The following is a 22,778-nucleotide window of genomic DNA, read 5'->3' on the forward strand; positions in this document are numbered from 1 at the left end:
ACTCACTCCTGACAATAATCAATTAAAAGTTAAAATCCCCAAAATCTACTGATACCTTAACTGGTTGCAGTTCTTGAATTTCTTGTTTAAATGAAATATCTTTTAATAAAATTTCAGGATGATCTACAATTTGTTCAAAAATCTCAACATAACGCTCACATAACTTTTGAACCGTGTCCCTAGTATATAAAGAGGTTGCATATTCCATAGTCAGTTCAATTTTATCTTCCAATTCAACCACTCTTAGCAATAAATCCATTTGCGCGCGCTTAAAGTCGTGATCATATGTCTTTAGTTCTAAACCATCGATAAACATATGATCTTCATCCATATTTTGCATAACAAATGAAACATCGAAAAGCGGGTTCCTATTATACGTTCCTTGAAGTCCTAATTGATTAACCAGGTCCTCATATTGACATTTTTGATGTTCAAATGCTTGTAAGACCTGTTCTTTTACTTCAAATAGGAATTGAGTAAACCTTTGTTCAGCTCTTGGATAGTTCCTTATCCCTAACATGTTTACAAATACTCCTATAATATCTTGTAAATCCGCATGTGGGCGACCAGTAATTGGTGAACCAATAACAACATCCTCTTGGCCAGTATATTTACCTAGCAAAATATTATATACAGAGAGCATTAGCGTATATAATGTAGTTTCTTCTTTTGCTAATAAAAGCTTAATTTTCTTGGTAACATTTGAATCAACAGTAAAGGATATTTTACTACCTTTCAGATCTAATATTTCAGGTCTTGTATAATCAGTAGGCATATTCAAGACAGGTACACCATCTTTAAATTTCTCTAGCCAATACTGTTCATGTTTGAGAGCAATTTCTTTTTCTTTTTCACTCTGCTGCCATTCTGAGTAATCCTTATACTGTATTTTTAAGCTTGGTAATTTCTCTCCAGAGTAAAGCGCAAATAGATCTCTAACGAAAATATCATAGGAAACTCCATCTGTTACTATATGATGTAAATCAATAATTAAAATATGTTTTTGTTCTTCCAATCTAATTAACCCTACACGGAAATATGGAGCATTATTAAAATTAAATGGGCAAATAAACTCATTAATTATTTGTTCCACTTCAGATTCAAAGCCCTCAATTTGAGTAATATGGAAATCAGCATGATCATGAATAATTTGTACCGGTTTATCATTTTTCATTTCAATAGTAGTTCTAAATATCTCATGACGCTTAATTAATTGAGTGAACGCCTTTTCTAAACGTTCAATGTTTAATTTTCCATTCAAAAGAATAACGGAAGTATCATTATAAGCTGTACTTTCTGGATACAATCGGTGTAATACATAAAATCTCTTCTGAGCTGAAGAAAGCTGATAATGAGATTTAGGTTCAGCTGGAACAATAACATCAAATTCACTCTTATCTGCCCTTGAAATATAATTTGCTAGTTTCTCAATATTTGATAGAGTAAAGAGTTCTTTAATAGGAACTTCAACATTAAACTCTTTATGAATTTTTGAAACAATAGTAATAGCCTTAAGTGAATCTCCACCAAGTTCCAGAAGATCATCATGAACACCAACTTCTGAAACTTTAAATATATTTCTCCAAATTTTTGAAAGCTTTTCTTCTACCTCATTACGAGGTGCTACATATTCAGTCAAGAGTTGTGGTCTAGAATGGTATAACGTAGAATCTAATTCTTCTTCCTTCTCATCATTGAAAGAATTTAATAACACCCATTGATCAATACGCGCTTGCAGTTCCCCTGGAGAATGAATCAGTACTTCCCCTTGTTTCCATGACAGTGCTATATTAAAGGCCTGAACTCCTTCTTCAGGTGTCATAGATAATTCATGTACACTTGCACCTATCTGCATATCTTTTTCTTCATCTTCCCAGTATTTCCAATCACTCCAATTGACACTTATCCAAGGCAGGTTGGAATAACGATTTATATATTGTGCAAAAACATCCATGTATATATTTGAAGCAGCATATGATACATAACCTAATCCACCTAAGACCGCTGAAATTGAAGACATTAGAACACAAAAATCTAAATCTTTATTTCGTAAGCACTCTTCTAAATTGAGAAGACCATAAATTTTTGCAGAAAATTGTTCCTCACAGTCCTCTTTTTCAAGTTCCTGAATCAAATTAAAAGTCTTTCCACCAAGAATACCTGCACCATGAATTACACCATTAATCTTTCCAAATTTTTGTTCTGCCTTATGAATTGCTTCGTATAGTTGTGATTGATCTGTAACATCAGCAGCAAGTACATAAACTTTAGATCCCGTTTCTTCTATCTCTAAAACTTTACGAATTCTGTCCGAATACATCGTATTTTCCTTCAAATGCATATCCCACTCATCACGATTTGGCAGACCTGTACGTGTAAGAAGAACTAAGTTGGCTTGTACAGTTTGAGCCAAGTGTTTCGCAAGGATTGTGCCAATACCTCCGAGTCCTCCTGTAATAAGGTAAATTCCATTTTTTCGTAAAGGCAGTTTCTCTTTAGCTGGCTGTTCTAGTTGTAAAGGCTCGTAAGTTTGAACAAATCTTTTATTTCCTCGATAAGCAATCATCTTATCATTCGTATTTGAAAGACATTCCTCTACTAATTGATTTATTAACCTACTCTTCCATTCTTTGTTTAGAGGTAAAACAACATCAACACTTGAACAAGAAAGATAAGAATACTCTTGCGGAACAACTAATGACGTTCCAAGTACAGTTGATTTTTCTGGAATTAATTCTTCATCACCAATCACTTGTTGAACACCATTTGTAATAATTCGAATTGAGATTGAATCAGAGATATTCTTGTCTCCTAGTGCCTGAGTTAAGTAAAAAATTGAATAGAATCCTAAGTTCTGTTTACAATTTACATATTCAATTGAGGCTTGTCTTTCCTCATCCGTAATTCCCCACATATGAACTATTCTTGTAGGTAAACCACATATTTCTTGTACTTCATCCAATAACTTAACGTAATCTGTACGTTCTTCAGGATTTATAATGAAGTGATTGTTATTCTCCTTATTAAAACTTAATCCAGGTTCTACTGTAATTACTCTCTGTCCTTTATTTAATAAGTCCTTAACTATTTCATTACCTAACCCTTCTTGATCTACAAAAACAATCCATGTCTCATTCACATCATGGTTTGGTTCAAACAATGTAGAACTTTTCCATTGCGGCGTATAGAACCATTCAGAAATATTGTTATTCTTACTAATTTTAGATTGCTTACTATTAAGCTTTTGACCTAGATCATACGGATTACCTTGTAATTTATAAGATATTTTATTGAAAGAATACATTGGTAATGGGATACGTCTTCTCTTCTCATCTTTATAAAATTGTTCCCAATCTATAGAAATACCTGTTACCCACATTCGAGTGATGTGGCTAAATAAGAAATACATATCTGATACATCTTGTTGAACAGATCGAATCGTATTAAATATTCTTTCATTACCATTTTCATAATCTAAGAGGCGACTAGTAAGCCTACTAAGGTCATTTCCAGGACCAATCTCTATGAATAGACTTGTATTATCCCTATTCAATTCTTGAATTCCATCAGAGAATCGAACAGTTCCACGCATATGTTTTACCCAATAAACTGGGTTTGTTGCTTCTTCAGATCGTATCCAAGTACCAGTCAAGTTTGACAAATAAGGTATTTTAGGTTCCCTGAGTGTTAATGTACTCACATAGGAAGCATACTCGTCCAGAATTGAATCCAGTTCGTGTGAATGTGCTGCTCCTTCAATCGTTACTCGCATACACATTAAACGCTTTTTCTTTAATTCATTTTCAAAATCTACAATTGCTTCTTCTGTCCCAGAAACTATACAAGCTGGACCATTAACTACTGCTAAAGAAATGGTATGTTGATATTCTTTTTCAAAAGAATTAATTAAATGAATTAATTCCTCTTCTGGAAGTGGAACGCTAAGCATTACCCCAGCAGGAAGACTACTCATTAGCTGACCTCTTTTTACAACTAATTTAAATGCATCTTCCAAAGTAAATACTTCTGCTAAACAAGCAGCTACATATTCACCAAAAGAATATCCAATCATTGCTTCAGGTTTAATTCCCCAACCCATTAATAGTTTCGCAACTGCGTATTCAAACGCGAAAAGAATTGGTTGACTAAATTCCATTCTTTTCAATTTTTCCGTTGCCTCATCAATACTGAAAGAAGTTGGGTATAACACTTCTTTCATGTTTACATTCGTAACAGATTGAAGGATTGCAAAGCATTCATCCATAGCTTCACGGAAAATTGCCTCTTGTTCGTATAATTCTAACCCCATGTTTACATATTGCGATCCGTTCCCAGAAAACAGGAAGTTAATTTTAGGATGTTCCTCTTTTACATTTGCATATTGTACTCTTCTTCCTTCTGGCTGGTTTAATTGTTCAATTCCCTCTTGGGTACTGGAACAAACTAAAGCTCTCCTATGCTTGAATTCCTTACGTCCAATTTGCAATGTATAACTAGCGTCTGCCAAATTCACATGAGGATTCTGTTCAAGGTAATTTCCTAAATTCAAAGTCATACGATCCAAAGCATCTTTCGATTTTGCCGAAATCATTAACATCTGGTATGGTCTACTATTTGAGGTTGCTTCAAGTTTTGGTGCCTCCTCCAAAATAATATGTGCATTTGTACCACCAATACCAAATGAACTAACACCTGCACGTAATGGTTTATTATCCTCTTTCCACTCATTTAATTGTTGATTTACATAAAAAGGTGTGTTTTCAAATCCAATTTGCGTGTTTGGTTTTGTAAAATTCACACTTGGCGGAAGAACCTGATCTTTCATCGCAAAGACTGTTTTAATTAGTCCCGCAACACCGGACGCTGCATTTAGATGGCCCACATTTGCTTTAACAGATCCAATTGGTACAGATTGTTTTTCATTAGAGTTAAACACTTCACTAAGCGCCTTGATCTCAATGGTATCTCCTAGTTTAGTAGCAGTTCCGTGTGTTTCAATATAGGAAATGGACTCAGGTTCTACATTTGCTTCATGTTGCGCCATTTTAATAACTTCTACTTGACCCTCTACACTAGGCGCAGTGTAACCAATTTTCCGATTCCCATCATTATTAATCGCCGTTCCTTTTATTACTGCGTGTATAGTATCCCCATCATTTATAGCTTCCTGTAAAGGCTTCAGAACAACAATCCCAACACCGTCTCCAAAAAGCATTCCATTTGCATTTTCATCAAAAGGACGACAATGGCCATCTGAAGAAAACAGCATTCCTTCTTGGTAGGTATAACCTGCTTTTTCAGGTTGAGTTAATGTAATACCCCCAGCTATAGCAATATCACAATGCCCCTGTAATAATGCTTGGCTTGCATTATGAATAGCCACCAATGATGTTGAACATCCCGTAAAGATATTCATACTTGGTCCTTTAAGGTTAAATTTGTAAGAAATTTGAGTACTAAGCGAGTCTTTGTCGTTAAGTAATGAAATTAAAAATTGCCCAGCTGGTTCATTTGCCTCTGATAGAGTAGATAACACTTGCCAATATAAGTTAGGAGATGCCCCACTATATACACCAATTAGGCCCGGGTAGGTCTCAATATTATATCCAGCATGTTCAAGGGCAGACCACGCACATTCATGGAATACTCGTAGTTGTGGATCCATTAATGATGCATCTTGAGGTGTATAATCAAAGAATGGAGCATCAAAATTATCAGTACCCTCCAAATACCCTTTCGCTTTAACATAATTAGGGCTTTTTACTTCCATAGGATTCACACCAGATTCAATTAACTCTTCATCTGTAAAAAATTGAATAGACTCTGTACCAGACTTTATATTATTCCAGAATTCATTTACATTCTGTGCTCCAGGAAAACGTCCATCTATTCCTATAATTGCAATATCGTTATCTTCTTTCGTTTTTCGATTAAAACGTTTTGTATGTTTAACTTGATTCTTTTGCTTATCTCCACTTAAGTATCTCGCTAAAGAACGAATACTTGGATACTCAAACATAACTCCAATTGAAATCTGTTTTTCTAATCTATTAATTAATCTCTCATGAATTTGAATTATATGAAGTGAAGTTGCACCAAGATCAAAGAAATTTTCATTTACATTTACAGTATCAACACTGTAAAACTCTTTCCAAATTCCTATAATTATTTCCTCTACTTCATCTTGAGTTCTGAACTTATCTCTCATTTTCGTTTGAGTTTCCAATTCAGAAATTCGTTTACGAGAATTCAGATTAATCCATTGATCAAAACGTTTATTTAAATCTCCTGAAGAAATAATTACCTGATTTAAACCACTTAAACCAAGCACACATTGGAATGTTTTTTGTCCTTCCTCAGATGTCATTTCAAGTGCTTCTATACTTTGAGCATTGAATATTTTATTAACCTGTTGAGCTCCCGTATACTGCCAATCTCCCCAGTTAATACTGGTCCATCGATTATTAGATGTATTACTCACTTTGTCTGAAAAACTATCTAAGTAAAGGTTTGCTGCTGAATAGGCCACAAAACCTAATCCACCCAAAATAGGTGAAAGTGATGAAACAAGATAACAAAAATCAAGATCATAATTACTCAATAACTTATCAAGAACTAGCACACCATGTACTTTAGGAAGAAATTGCTCTTCACATTCAATCCTACTTATCTTTTCCATTGGACACTGAGCTGATTTAACACGTAAGACACCTGCTGCATGAATTACCCCATTTATGTGACCAAAATTAGCCTCGGCCTGATGAATCACGTTTCTCATCTGCTCTTCATCAGCAACATCTGCAACAGCTGTCATTACTTTTGCTCCCAATGACTCCAACTTCTGAATATGGTTAATACGTTGACATAATTGTTCGTTTTCAATCTGATCGTGAAGAATCTGATCCCATTCTTCACGATCAGGAAGAGCTGTTCTACTAACTAATATTAGTTTAGCCTTTACTGTACGCGCCAAATATTCTGCTAATTTAAGGCCTACTCCTCCCATTCCACCAGTAATTAAATAAACCCCTTCCGTTCGAATATTCGGAATTTTTGAAGCTAATTCATTTTCATTTATTACTAGCATTTCACTTACTTTTTCATCAGGTATAGGCTCATAGATTCGAATGTAACGAGTGTTATTTCGAATTGCTATTACAGTGTCAATAATGTCCGTTTGAATTTCAGAATATAAGTTTGATATTAATGCTTCTTCATTATCAGACAACATAAAATCTACACTACGGCATCTAATATTTGGATACTCTTGCGGAAATACTTTTATAGGAGCCAAAAGAGTAGATTTTTCTGCAATAACAGACTCGTCTCCTACTACCTTTTGCATATTATTCGTCATAACATTTATATTGATAGGATAAAGTAAATTAAATTTACTAATTGTCTTTGCAAGTGATATTAATGAATAGAATCCAGTATCTAAGGTCTCGATACCTAAATCCTTATTATCCACATTCCATAGGTGAATAATCTCCTCTGGTAAACACTCTTGTTTTTGTAGCTCATTAAATAACTGATAATAATCTTCTTGTTCAGTAGGGCATATTGTAAATTCATTTAAACTAATCTTTTTATATGAAGAACCCAGACCGACTGTTATAACACGATGTCCATCTCTTTCAAGCTTTTCTTTAAGAGCTAAGCCTATATGCTCATTGTCTAAAAATAACAACCAACTTTTAGTAGATTCTTTAGTTACATCTACAATTTCTTTTTCCATCCAACCTGGAGTATAGAACCACTCAGCTATATTAGAACGTTTCTTTATCGATGTTTCTTCACTATTAGTTATATTTTGCTGTTCAGCTGGATCTATCCAATATCGTTTTTTCTCAAAAGGATAAGTTGGTAAGGCAATACGTAATCTATATTCCTCTTCATACAGTTTACTCCAATTAATTTCTACCCCTAACTCCCACGCTTGTCCCAATACCTCTAACAAGTCGTTTTGTAAAATAATCTGATTATTATTAATTTCAGAATTTAACAACTCTCCAATATGTACAATCACAGAATTAGGATCTACATCCTTAACTTGTGTTAGAAGTTCTACTTTTTCTCCATGCGTCCATTCTGTATAGTTCTCAACTAATTGATTCAGAACATCTTCTGGCTTAAGAGATTTATTATAAATATCTGAAACCATTCCAGCTAAGCCTGTACCAATAATGTTATAAGGACGTACATCACATTCAATTAATACATCAATAATCGATTGCAAGCAGACGAAGAAGGTTAAATCTTCAACCAAGCTATCATCTGTTCCTTTAAAGAATGCTTCTTTCAATGCTTTTCCAGTATACATTTGGGCATCAGTCATATTACGCTCAAATACTTGTAAGAATAATGGTTCCTTTTGGTATAGTTCTTTTACATTCTCAATAATTGATGAGTATTCGCTAGGTAACACAAATACCAAATCTGGATTTTCTTGCGTTTTTACGTGAAAATCTTTAACTGTTTTTAAATTGTCTATGGCGCTATCTATATCCTTACATAAGACCGCTCTTCTATATGGAAATGGTCGACGGCCAGTTTGCAATGTGTATGCTACATCTGCTAATTCAACATCTTTATTAGATTTCAGATATTGAACCATATTTACTGTAGCATTATTTAAAGCTTCTTTTGATCTAGCAGAAAGAACCATTAACTTTTTCTCTCTAGTAGAGGCAGAACTTTTAACTTTAGGCGCTTCTTCTAATACAATATGAACGTTAGTTCCACCATATCCGAAAGCACTCACACCTGCTCGAAGAAGATTATTATCTTCACTTTGCCAATTCACCAAATCAGTATTGATATAAAATGGGCTATCTATAAAATCAATTTTCGAGTTAGGGCGCTTCACATTTAAAGTTGGCGGGAGTTGTTTATGTCTCATAGATAAAACTGTCTTTATAAGTCCCGTTACCCCTGCAGCTGTATCTAAATGACCTACATTACTCTTTACAGAACCAATTGCACAAAACGATTTCTTGTCCACATCTTGAAACGCTCTCTTTAGAGCCTCTACTTCAATAGAGTCGCCTAATGGCGTTGCTGTCCCATGCGTTTCTACATAACTAATAGTAGAAGGATCAACTTCAGCAAAACTATGTGCTGCTTGTATTACTTCAGCCTGTCCCTCAACACTCGGAGCAGTATAGCCTACTTTTCGACCTCCATCATTATTTGCCGCTGATCCTTTAATTACACCATATATCGTATCTCCATCAGCAATCGCATCTTCTAATCTCTTTAGTATTACCATACCTACACCATCACTAAAAACTGCACCCTGGGCTTCTGCATCAAAAGTACGCACTTTGCCATCAGGTGAACTTGTCATTCCTTCATGATATTTATAACCATTCTTTTTAGGATACGTTATAGATACTCCACCTGCAGCTGCAATAGAGCATTCTCCAGTTAACAATGATCTACATGCAAGATGAATGCTCAAAAGGGATGTAGAACAAGCTGTATACAATGTAAAACTCGGTCCCTTAAGTCCCAACTTATAGGATGTAAGCGTTGAAATTGCATCTTTATAGGAAAGAGTACCCGCCTCTGAAAACTCAACCACACTATCACTGTTTAATAATGGCGTGTGCTTCATCCAATTAAAATTAGTAGATGCTCCTACGTATAACCCTATTAATCCTTCATAATCAAATGGATTATAGCCTGCCATCTCTAATGCTTCCCATGTTGTTTCCTGTAACATACGGATCTGAGGATCCATTATTTTCGCTTCTCTAGGTGTATAAGCAAAAAAGGATTCATCAAAATATTCTACTTCCTCCAAATACCCTTTTGCTTTCACAAAATTAGGATGTTGTAAAACATCTAAATTAACACCTTCTTTAATTAACTCGTCTTCAGTAAATGTAGAAATTGAATCAACACCATTTTTTAGGTTATCCCAGAATTGGTTTATTTCATTTGCACCTGGAAATTTACCTGCCATTCCAATAATCGCTATTTCCAAACCAGTTTTACTATCATCTTGATGCTTCATTTTCACTTTCCTCCTATTTTGTTTAATTCGGATTTTCTATGCTTTACATACTCTTAGCTACAATATTTAGCGCTAATACTCCTATTTCATAAACTTAAGCAAAAGAAAAAACACATGAAATTACCCATAAAGTAGCTAAAGTGATTTACATACCTGACAGAAAACAAAAAAATTTAATTACAATTTCTATTCCTGGATTTCAATGATATTTTGAGCACTCATTTTTATTCTAAAAACCTAATACTTTGGTAATAATTCTGTTAATATTACACTTTATGTAGTTAGTAACATATTCACAAGAAGTTTTATTTAAGAAATTAATTTGTAGAGTAATAATTTTGTAGGGGTTTTATGTTATGAAATTAAGCATACTTTTTCCAATATCATATAGAAAAAAACAAAAAAGTGACATACAGTGAATATTGAGAAATAAAATTCATTTATTCCATATCTAACCAAAATAGAACGAATTTTCAATTTTAAATTAGATTTTCTTGTATTTATAATTGTATTCTCTATAAATCATCTATGGTGAGCTTTTAAACTTTAAACATAAATGAAGTTATATGCGAAATTTTTTAGTTTAGATGAGGATCTATAAGTGAATCCATTCCAGAGGAATTACATATACTACAATCCTGTTTACCCTTCCGTTCATGTTGTTGATTTTCCGTTATGTTTTGATATGCACATACAATTTTTTATCTTATACCCATAACTATTGTCTTACAGACACTTTATATTATCTTCAAACCCACTATTTCACTGAACTGTAAAATTAAAACCACTAAATTTCCGAATAAACTGAAAACTTATGAGAAATTGACAAGAAATCTCAATAAGATCTTTTCAATATATCTTAACTTCAATCTCATGGAATCAGGACCCGATAATGATGCTATACAGGGGAGTATTCTATTAAGTAGAATTACAGAAACGATTCTGCTTATGCAGGATAAATTAAAAATTTTCCATTTGATCCTTTAACCTTTGTAAAAATCAGGTATTTACATGTTATAAACAAAAAACGTAGGAATATTTAATTCCTACGTTTTTCATAAATAAATTTAATTTATTTATACAATTCCTCAAATTCGTCAATCTCAGCTTTACGCTTTAAAAATAGTTCCATATCTTTATTTTCTCTTTCTATTAACCCCAGAGCATGTGTATCATCCAAGGCTAACTCTTTATATCCCCATATATAATCTATAGTTGTATCGTTAACCTGTTTGTGTTCTGCACAATACCATTCTAAAGGTTGTAACGCATCAGATATTTTAAATAATTCTGCTGGATACCATGATGGTATATTTTCACGTTCTCCTAAGATTAAATATGTTAACTCACCACTTTGTAATTTATATATTCCATAAACAATATACTCTTTTTCAATGGTTAAATTAAATGTTTCCTCTGTTATCTTAGATAGGGCATTTCCGGTATTATATAAACAAGTTACTTTCATAACATATTCCCCTTATTTATTTTTATCTTTAAACTTAAAATTCAACCGTTTCACCTATCCCCACATCAAATGCTTGATAATACCAAGCATAGCGTTTAAAAAGAAATTCATAATATTGCAGAGATACAGAAACGAGTTGAGATATAAAGAATCAATATGAAAGAAAATCAAATTGATATAATATAAACCGCAGGAATTAAATATTTCCACAGTTTTATGTTTATCTAAGGTCCGTTTAATTATTTTACAACAATATAGCATTTACTTAGCATTTTTTCTTTTGCAAATACTTATCTTTCAATTTTTATATCCTTACACCATATTTCTAATTCCATAGGAGGCATAATTATATTACAGGTATATAATTTCAAGCCCTCTTTTTCTACTTCACTTATTTCAATATCATGAAGAAAATATGGTAACTGTTCATATGTAAATGTTTTTATTGGCTTTTCTTTTACATATCCCATGGTATGTTTGAAATCTATTCTATAGCAACCACTAAATTGAAAATCTACGTCTTCATTTTCATCCTTATAAGTTAGGTGTACCTCATCACCAAAATAGTCGCATACTAATTTAGTAACCCATGCATCACAATAGTGTAACTTTTCAAATTCTGCTTGTATTCTCTGTACGTTCATTTTCGACCTCAATTCTTACTTTTTATATGGAATATGAGCATCTGGACTTTTAGCTTCCTGATCAAAGATAATAGCATCATAAATACGTACGTATCCTTTTTCTCCTTGATAATTAACCTCATACCAAGAACCGACTTTCCCAGTTACTTCTATCACTTCACCCTTATTTACACGTTTTGCACGTAATGCTTTTCTTAAATCTGGCTCAGGATATACTTTTTTAACAAGGGATTCTAATGTAACCCATCCTTTAACCATTTCTCCATCTTGATTAAAGGAGAATTTCTTATCTTTATATGTAAAATCTCCTGTTTGTAATGCACCTGAAGGCTGTAACAAATACCAATTAAACTCTTGCTTCATCCAACCATTTCTTGATTCATGAGAAGCATCAAAATAATACGGTTTCCCATCAACATGTGTAAATCCAGATTGTACAGGACCTAACGGGCCAAAGTAATAAGTTTTTCCGTCAATATGTTGGATTCCAGTTTGCACCACGCCATCGGTTCCCAAATAATAATCGTATCCATTTGTATGTACCCATCCGGTTTGCATAAAACCATCGGTACCAAAATAATAACGTTTTCCATCAATTGATTGGAAACCTGTTATTATTTGCCCATCTTTTTTATAATACGTCCATTTTCCTTCTTCTTGTACCCATCCTTGTTTATTGTCTAAATAAAGTGCTTCTTTTAATTGATCAATCCATTTTAACCCATTCGCAAGAAGAGCTAAATCACTATCTAGTTGTTTATCAAATTTCTTTTGAATATTGGGTGGAAAGTATTTTTCAGGATCTTTATGATACTCCGTTATCATAAAATGAGACAAATTCGTAGCTTCCTTTGTTACATCCCATGAACGAACTGGTGATTCACCAATTACAACAGATTCAAATATCCGAACATAACCGACTTCTCCTTGATATTTAACCTGATACCATAACCCCTGCTTTGAAATGACCTCTAAGACATCCCCATCCTTTTTCCATATCCCCGTACTTATTAATTTCAAATGGTTTTCCTTGATAGGTAAATGTTCCTGTTACATACTTCCCATCTTTTAAATAGCTCCATGAAGTTGCAGAAAAACTCCATCCAGTCTTTAATTTACCAGGCTCACTATAATATAAATCGTCTTTTCCTACCTGTTTTCTCCCTTGGAATAGCCTCCCATCTTTAAAAAAGGAATACTCTATTCCACCTAAAGTAATGTTATCTATTTGCTTACTTCCATCTTTTTGATAATAGTACCAATTCTCATTTTCCTTCACCCAACCTACTTTATTTAAAACTTCAGCTGCTGCTGTAAATGTTGGTGCATAGGTAGAGAATAATAAAAATAATGATACTATAAGTCCTATGATTTTCTTCATACTCGCATCTCCTTATCAATTCATTAAAAACTTTTTAATTATATATTAGATTTTAAAGTCATTAAAAATATTCAATATAAATATGTATAATTTTATATTTATATATTCTCTATAGTGCGATCCCAATCATATTGGGAAGGAATCTTTTCCGTACCCCTAAGTTATCTTTACCCCAAAAAAGAACCTATTTTCCATGGAAAACAGGTTCTTTTTCATTATTACTTCTTCGCTATACAATCTTTTATTTTTTGTACTCAAATAATTAAGATTTTTAAATAAAAAGTTTCGAAGTGAAACCCTTCTTCCCTTTTGCTCAAAATAGATAGAGTATACTACAACAGTATTGGTTCTTTAATTAATGGTAAATACTCTATACTCATAGCATAATTTAATAACAAATTGATATACTCTTGATTTGGCTCTACACAGTGTATATTCTTCAAATATCCTTGCGTGTATAAACAAGATGGTATAGCTACTGATAGCTCTTCTACAGATTCTAATAAAGGCATTATGAGCTCTAAAGCTTTCTGTTCATCAGTAGTTAGATTCGTATTAAAAAACTTCTCTATATACTTCTCTTGTTTCATTAACAGGATATCGTATCCAAAAGCTTGTAAACTATTAATAAATTGGTCCCATTTAAGCTGATTTGGATTACAAATATGCATGGTTTTATTTACTGTATTATCCTTATAAGATAATTCAGTAATAGCTAAGCTTCCATAATCTATAGGCGTTAAATCTACATACGTATTGACGTCAGGAGCTATGCTAGATAGGCATATCCCTTTTAATAATCTATAAAATGCGTTTTCATTAATATTGTATTGAAATTTACCTGTTTTAGAGTTACCCACTAAATTCCCCACACGGTATATCGTGGCACGAACTCCTTTTTCCATTGCTTCTCTGACCATTTTCTCGCCTTGAAACTTACTTTCTAGGTACAGATTATCTAAATTTTGCCCTCTATCAAAATCAGACTCAAAGAATTCAAATTCTTTTGGATCGCTTTCAGCCTGACCTACTACACTTAAAGTCGATATATAATGAAAACGCACATTTGTGTTCTTAGCTAATTCCAATAAGTATTTTGTAGACTGAACATTTACCTTTTGGAAATGCTCACGTTCTCCATAGTGTCTAACTTCTCCACCACAATGTATGATTGATTCTACGTTTTTCTTTAAATGATCCAATTGCTTTGAATCTAGACCTAGATTCATCAGAGATAAATCTCCTTCAATTAATTCTACTCTCTCCTTCAACTTTTGGAGAATTTCTTTACCGAAATAAAACTCCATTCTTTCTTTTAACTTTGCACTAATTACTTGATCCTCATTTTTTCTTACTAAACAGTAAATAGTCGTAGATGGTAACTGTAATAATCGTTCTAAAATATGTGCTCCTAAATATCCTGTTGCCCCTGTAAGGAAAACTGTTTTTGGATAATTCACCATTTCTAATTCACATTTTTCTAATTTAGTTGTTTCATAAACAGGAGTCGTTTTCGTTTCATTTTCCATACATGCTACATTCATATTTTTCTCTTTCTTAAACGACATATCTTCCATCTCTTCAATATGAGAGGCTAATTTTTCTATTGTTCTATACTTAAAGAAATCTTGAATTTTCAAGTTAGGGTATAACGGTTTTAATTTGACTAATGCCGGCATAACTTTTAAAGAATGTCCACCCAAATTAAAGAAATCATCTTTTAAACCTATAGATTTTACGTTTAGAACTTCAGACCATACCTTTGCAATGTCTTTTTGCACTTTAGTTTGAGGTTTAAGTTTACACTCATCTTTTTGCTCATGACCAAACTCTATTTTTGGCAGCTTTTCAAAATCAATTTTACCGTTAGCCGTTATCGGTATTTCTAACACATGAGAGTAATATTTAGGAACCATATATTCTGGCAATACATTTGATAAATGTATCGCTAACTTATTCTTCTCTATCCCTATACCGGCCACTGTTTTATAATAAGCTTGCAGTAACATTCCACCTTCCGTTTGTGTTACTACAGCCTGACTTATCCCCTCAAGTTGTAACATTGCATCTTCTATTTCACCTAATTCAATTCTGTGCCCTCTAATTTTAACCTGCTTATCTTTTCTCCCCATAAATTCTATATTTCCATTTGGTAACCACCTTACTAAATCACCTGTTCGATATAATCTTTTACTATTGTCTTCTAAAAATGGGTTTGAAATAAATGCCTGTTTTGTTTTCTCTTCCTGCTTCCAATACCCTTGGGCCAATCCTAGACTTTCAATATATAATTCACCCATGCACCCTACCGGACAATATTGCATATATGAATTTAATATATGAACCTTTGTATTAGAAATTGGTATACCAATCGGTACGCTTCCTAAAAGGTTATTTTCGCCTTCTAAAACTGGTATGAAATAATACATTGCTGAAACGGTTGCTTCAGTAGGGCCATACTCATTTACCAGCTGTACTTGGTTTTTAAAAGTATTTTGCCAACTTCTAATGGCATTTGTTGATGCAGCTTCCCCTCCCATTATTATAAATCTTAAAGAACGTATCTTTTCGCTATCCAGTTTAGTTAATGAAGTTGATAATTCATTGAAAAATACTGTTGGTAAGTCAGATATAGTTGCTTGAGTTTCTTGAATGGCTTGAGCATATTCGACAGTTGAATAGCGCTGTTCATCACTTAATAAATATAGTTCCGCCCCATTTAACAGGGTAGAAAAAATTTCTGATACTGAAGAATCAAAACTATGGGAATAAAACTGTGTTACTTTATCATTTGGAGAGATCTGAAATACTTCATTTCTCCACTCAACTAAATTTAATACTCCTTTATGCGTTAATAATGTACCTTTTGGTTTTCCTGTTGAGCCTGAAGTATAAATTACATAGGCCAAGTCATCTGGTTTATTTAAAATTTTCACATCATCATTTATAGTCGTACGATATATATCCTCTATTATTGAAACCTTATAATCACTTACATTCAAATGACTTTTAAATTTGTTACTCGTTATAATTCTACATGCCTCACTGTCACGAACTATATAATTTATTCTATCCTCAGGGTATTTTACATCAATTGGTATATAGGCAGCACCGGCTTTTAATATTCCAAGCATAGAAACGATACTATTCATACTTCTATCTAAAAATATGGCTACCTTATCACCTCTTTTTATACCTTTTTCGAGTAAATGTTGAGCTACTTGATTAGAGCTCATATTTAATTGTCTATATGTCAAAGATTCCGTTACAGTCGCTATAGCAATCCGTTCGGGTTGTCTATCTACTTGCATATAGAATTGCTCCTGTATATTTTGAAAATAAGGATATGGTCTTTCTGTATGATTTACCTTTTTATATAAAGATTCTTCTTCCTGTGATAGGAATGAAAGATTTTCATATGTTACTGTTCGTTGATGAATAAAGGCGTCCAGTATATTAAGTAAGTTTTGAGTAAACCTGTTAATTGACTCTTCCTTGAAAAGATTAATATCATACTCAAATGAAATCCCTACATAATCCAATCCTTCTTCAACAGCTAAAGAAATGTCAAACTTACTAATATCTTGTTTATTAGGTAACAACTGAAGCTTATACGCATCATGTTGCTGCAGAATATCTTTCTGATAACTAAACATAGTAGAAAAGATCGGGTTATTCCCAAAGCTTCTATCAGGATTTATTTGCTCAATTACTTTATCAAATGGGTACGATTGGTTTTGGAATGAATTCAAACATTTCTCTCTCACTACTTGTAATAGCTGTGTTAAATTTTTCACATCATTCAATTGTGTTCTGATCGCTAAGGTATTTACAAAAAATCCTTGTATTTTTTCAAATTCTTGATGATTCCTTCCAACAACCGGTGTACCTACAATAATATCTTTTTGATCCGTTAGATAATGTAACAATTGAATATACGCTGCTAAAAATAGCATATACATAGAAATATTCTCTTGTTCACATACTTGTTTCAAAGACTCTTTCATTTCATTATCTAACTTCATTTCAAATACTGTACCTTTATTTGTACTTTGACGATTCCTACTAAAATCTAAAGGAAGATTTAATATAGGAAGAGGTGCTGCAAGTTCGGCCATCCAATAAGATTTTTCTGTATCCCATCGACCTAAATTTAACTGCACCTGTTCCCACTCTGCATAATCTACATATCGATTAGAAATAGTTGGCAACTCAGGATTCCTACGTTTAGCAAAGGCACTATATACCTTCATTAATTCATCTAATAAATTCCTTACACTCCACTCATCTGTAATAATGTGATGTAAATTAATATATAAATAAGACTTTTTCTTATTCAGATTAAAAATTCTAATCCTAAAAACAGGGCCCTTTTCTAAATCAAATGGTGTATGATCCGTTTGATTTATTGTTGTACGTATATATTCTTGTTGTTCTTTTTTAGACATATGTTCAATCTCATCGTGAATCAGGTCAATCGCTATTGAGTTTAAAATGACTTGTCTAGGCTCTCCATTTCTTTCAATAAACACTGTTCGTAGCATCTCGTGTCGTTCAACTAAAAATCTTATGGAGTCTTGTAAAATATCCTTATTTAAACTCGGCTCAATATATATGTGTAGTGGTGTATCATATACTCTATTAATGGCGTTATACTTATTTAAAAACCAGATTCTTTTTTGAGCACTTGATAACTGATAACTTTCCTTATCTTCAACTTTTAATACTTGCATCTCCTGTTCTTCCCTATCATGATTTACTGCCATTAATTTATCGATGTAAGCAGATAGACTAGCAATCGTTGTATGCTCAAAAATATCTCTAATTTCAATTTTTAGATGAAACTCTTTTTGAATTTGATTTAACACTTGCACAGCAATCAATGAATGTCCCCCAAGTTTAAAAAAGTCATCATCTCTGCCGATTCTATATTTCCCTAAATTTAAAATCTCTGCCCATGTTTTTGCCAATCTTTTTTCTGTTTCACTTATCGGTGGAACATATTGCTTCTGCATGTTTTCAAGTAAAGATGGGATTTGTAATTCTAATTTTTTTCTATCTAGTTTCCCGCTTGGTGATACAGGAAAACTTTCAAGGTGAAATATATAATTTGGCATCATAAAATCTGGTAAACTTTCACTTAAGAATGTTTTTAATGCCTCTTGTTTTAATTCTGTATTGTCTTTAGATAAATAAAAACAAACGATTTTGTCGTTTTGATAAGTGACTACTACAGCATCCCTCACTTCTGGATGTTTAAATAATGTTCCTTCGATTTCATCAGGCTCAATTCGGTACCCACGTATTTTTACTTGGTTATCTTTCCTTCCGATAAATTCTAAATTTCCATTTGCTAAAAGACGGACTAAATCCCCAGTACAATACATCTTTTTATAACGATTATAGGATTTATCGAGAGAAATAAACGCCCCTTCTGTTTTTTCCTTTTGATTTAAATATCCGTTTGCAACTCCATCACCGCCAATAAATAACTCACCTACTACACCTGACGGACATAATGTATTGAACGGACTAACCACGAAAACTTCACTATTAGCAATTGGCTTACCTATTGGGATATTAGAAATTTCTTTTTGTATCTCACCATTTACTTCATACATGGTTGCACATACAGTAGTTTCAGTAGGACCATATGCATTAAGAACTGGAATCTTTAACCCTAATTTACTTTGCCATTTACGAACTGATTCAGCAGGTAAGGTTTCCCCTCCCACAAATAAACGCTTTACAGAATTTAATTTAAGTAACATTTCTTTTGGCATATCAGCTATTAATTTAAAAAACGCAGTTGGTAAAACCACATTTGTAATACCATACTTTTGACTTACATTTATAAATTCCTCTGCTGAACGTTTTTCGATTTCAGAAATTAAATGCATTCTTCCTCCACATAGCAAAATCGGAAATATTTCCATAATGGAGGCGTCAAAAATGATCGTTGCAAATTGTAAAAACACATCTTCTTTTCCTAAATGAAATGTATTGATTACTGAATATGATAAATTAACTACACCTTTATGTGGTACAACGACTCCTTTTGGCAAACCTGTTGAACCTGACGTGTAGATAATATAAGCTGCATCTTCTATGGTATGTGTAGACGCAATATTTTCTATAGAATTAGCGTAATGAAAATCTTCTAGATAAATTGTATGAATCGAAAACCGTTCAACCAATCCCCTATATTCTTTCTTCGTAATAATCATTTGACTTTCGCTATCTTTTAAGATGTATTCTATTCTTTTTTCAGGAAACTTTGGATCAATTGGTACATAAACTCCACCTGATTTTAAGATGCCTAGAATCCATACAATGGTATCAATCTCTCTCTCCATTGTAATACTTACACGTTGTCCTTTTTTCAAATCATTTTCACGTAAATAATTCACAATTTGATTGGACCTTTGCTGTAATTCATAATAGGTAATGGATTTGTCACCCATTGAAATCGCTATTTGATTTGGCGATTTTAATGCTTGTAGATCGATTAATTGATCTAATGTTTTTAAATTAGGATATGTAAGAGCATTTGAGTTCATCTCTTTGTATAGACAATGATCTTTTTCTAAAAGCAAATCCAATGAATGAATAGGTTCATTCACATTCTTCATTAATTTTTGTAACAAATATATATACCTTTCGACTAAATCACTAATACTCTCTGGTTTATATAATGCTGAGTTATAGTCAACCTCAATTTTATTCTCTGTTTCCCCTTCATATCGCATTATTCTCCAAGTCATATTAAAAGGATTTACTCTTTTACAATCTGTTAAAACTGTTGACTCAATATCAGGAATTTTTAATTCCGGTATCTTCATCGTATTAAATGATGTGGAATATACCATATTATGATTTGTATTTAGATTTAAATCTTTTACTATATGTGAGTAAGAATTATGTTTATACGTAATAGCTAGATGAATAGATTTATTAACTTTATTAAGTATCCCCTTAAATGTCTCTCCCTTTTCTATTGTTATACGTATAGGTAATGTATTAACAAAGTAACCAAAAGTATTTCGTTCTTCTGTATATGGTCTAGTATTAATTGGAATACCAACGATTATCTCTTCAGCATTTGTCATTTGATGAAGTAAGGTACAATAAGTACTTAACATTACTCGATAAATACTTATATTATTTTTTTTAGCAAAACATTGTATTTGATAAAATAAATCCGAATTAATATTCTTACTTATATTTTTATCTGTATATCTTTTTTCATTCATTTTATCAAAATCAATAGGAAACTCTGTAGGAGTTAATTCACCTTGTAAATAATCTTTCCAATACGATGATCCCTCTTTATATATTGCACTATCAATAAAACTCTCCTCATGCTTTACGAGGTTCTTATAAGGAGATTCAAATTCTACATTCGACTTCCCTTGAAGTAATTCACCATACGTATTGGATAATTGTCGGATGAAAACTCCTAAACTCCATCCATCGTAAATAATGTGATGAAACATTAAATATAAAATAAATGTATCTTCACTGAGTTTAATTATGTGGAATTTAAACAAAGGCCCCTCTTCTAAACTAAATTTCTCATTCACTATAGATTCTAAGAAATTTTTTAAAATAGATTTTTGTTCTGTGTTTTTAAAAGCTGTTAAATCCTTAATTGGTATATCAAATTCTACATTCTTTTGAATTAATTGTTTTATTTTTTCATCCCTCTTCTTAAATATTGTACGTAGCGCAGGATGTGATTGCACTATCGTAGTAAGCGTTTTCTTTAAAACCTCTATTTGAAGATTTCCTTTTAACTTTATTATAATCGGTTCATTGTTCATTCCTTTTTCTATTTCCATTTGATGAGCTATCCATAATGCTTCTTGGCCTACTGTTACATCCAATTCCTCTACAATTTCATATTTCTTTTGTATTTCTTTCATATGAATTTCTCCTTTTATAAATATTTAAAAACGGATAATATTTACAGTTACAACTATATGTACATATTCTGCAATTTGTAAATCTATATTTTACGACTAAATTCAACATTTATTTCACTTATTGCATAGTTATTAAAATTATGAATAAAACTCATATTTATACTGTATCAATTCATACTTTTATTCAATTTAAGCATAAAAAACCATTTCACTAATAATTCTAATTTCTTTTTATACAGTATTCTTGCATATATTTATTAAAGTAAATTGCCTAATTTATTCTCCGAAAACAAATTCAAGAATATTCCAACTGGTCACTATATATACTTCTAATAACATAAACTGTAAAGGAGGAGTCCGTACATAATGGAATATAGATTATTAGGTAACACGGGATTAATAGTTTCAGAGATAGGATTCGGTTCTTGGGCAATTGGTGGAGATGAATGGGGTGCAGTAAAAGATAATGAATCCATTGATGCAATTGAGAAAGCAATTGACCTAGGGGTCAATTTTATTGACACTGCTGATGTTTATGGATTAGGTCATAGTGAAACACTAGTTGCAAAAGCTATAAATAATCGCAGACAGGATATCATTCTTTCTACAAAAGGTGGATTAATTGGTCATCATTATGACCCAAATCAACCAGCTGTTTATGGAGATCCTCAAAAGATCATTGATGCATTTGAGGCTAGTTTACTACGGCTAAAAACGGATTATATAGATGTTTACTTTTGTCATATTTGGTGGGATAAACCTGAAGAAACAGAAGCCTTTCTACAAGCTTTCCAAACCTTAAAAAAATCTGGAAAAGTGAGAGCCGTTGGTGTTTCTACTAATGATTTAGATTATATCAAACATTTTAATCAAGATAATGATTTAGATGTTGTGCAATTTGATTATAGTATTTTAAATAAAGAACCTGAAAAAGACATCCTTCCTTATATTGAAAAACATAATTTAGGTGCTGTGATAAGAGGTCCACTTAAGATGGGAATTTTAACTGGGAAATTTAATCATGAAACTCAATTTCCAGACGATGATTTAAGAAAAGATTGGCCAAAAGAACAGTGGTTTAAAGATAGCTTAAACAAAGTAGAGAAATTATGTTCACTTGTACGATCAAATCGAAGTTTAGCGCAAGTTGCTTTACGTTATGTTTTAAGTCACCCTGCTGTTTCAGTTGCTATTCCTGGTGCAAAAAATTCTACTCAGGTTGAAGAAAACTCTTCCCACTTAACTCGTCCATTATTATTAGATAATGAAATTGAATTCATTAAAAAGCTTTGATCAGCTCGTTATTCTCCCATAAAAATCAAACTGATTTAGCTACCAA

5 protein-coding genes and 1 pseudogene are annotated in these 22,778 nt (G+C 32.4%); 1 reads left to right on the forward strand and 5 read right to left on the reverse strand.

The genetic code is table 11. The features are described from left to right. Positions 1-22: 22 nt before the first annotated feature. The 5 genes and pseudogenes from OXT04_RS14210 to OXT04_RS14230 all read right to left on the reverse strand — a co-directional run bounded on the left by OXT04_RS14210 (position 23) and on the right by OXT04_RS14230 (position 21,439). Positions 23-10,021 carry a type I polyketide synthase gene (locus OXT04_RS14210; protein ID WP_267415414.1) on the reverse strand — a complete coding sequence of 3,333 codons (9,999 nt, stop codon included), beginning with the start codon at positions 10,019-10,021 and terminating at the stop codon, positions 23-25. A gap of 1,072 nt (positions 10,022-11,093) precedes the next feature. After that, positions 11,094-11,489, reverse strand: coding sequence for a hypothetical protein (locus tag OXT04_RS14215; RefSeq protein WP_267415416.1), 396 nt, complete (start codon positions 11,487-11,489; stop codon positions 11,094-11,096). Positions 11,490-11,779: 290 nt separating this feature from the next. Beyond that, positions 11,780-12,133, reverse strand: a complete 354-nt coding sequence (locus OXT04_RS14220) for a hypothetical protein (protein WP_267415418.1) — start codon at positions 12,131-12,133, stop codon at positions 11,780-11,782. Positions 12,134-12,175: 42 nt separating this feature from the next. Next, positions 12,176-13,514 (reverse strand): annotated as a pseudogene (locus OXT04_RS14225) (N-acetylmuramoyl-L-alanine amidase family protein); the annotation flags it as partial. Between the two features lie 332 nt (positions 13,515-13,846). After that, positions 13,847-21,439 carry a non-ribosomal peptide synthetase gene (locus tag OXT04_RS14230; protein WP_267415420.1) on the reverse strand — a complete coding sequence of 2,531 codons (7,593 nt, stop codon included), beginning with the start codon at positions 21,437-21,439 and terminating at the stop codon, positions 13,847-13,849. A gap of 366 nt (positions 21,440-21,805) precedes the next feature. On the opposite strand from OXT04_RS14230, the gene OXT04_RS14235 reads away from it, so the two are divergent. Further along, positions 21,806-22,732: an aldo/keto reductase gene (locus OXT04_RS14235; RefSeq protein ID WP_098854594.1), complete on the forward strand. Its 927-nt coding sequence runs from the start codon at positions 21,806-21,808 to the stop codon at positions 22,730-22,732. The last annotated feature ends 46 nt before the right edge of the window (positions 22,733-22,778 follow it).

The sequence above is a fragment of the Bacillus sp. GC_Bacil_1 genome, assembly GCF_026540675.1.
Classification (GTDB): Bacteria; Bacillota; Bacilli; order Bacillales; family Bacillaceae_G; genus Bacillus_A; species Bacillus_A cereus.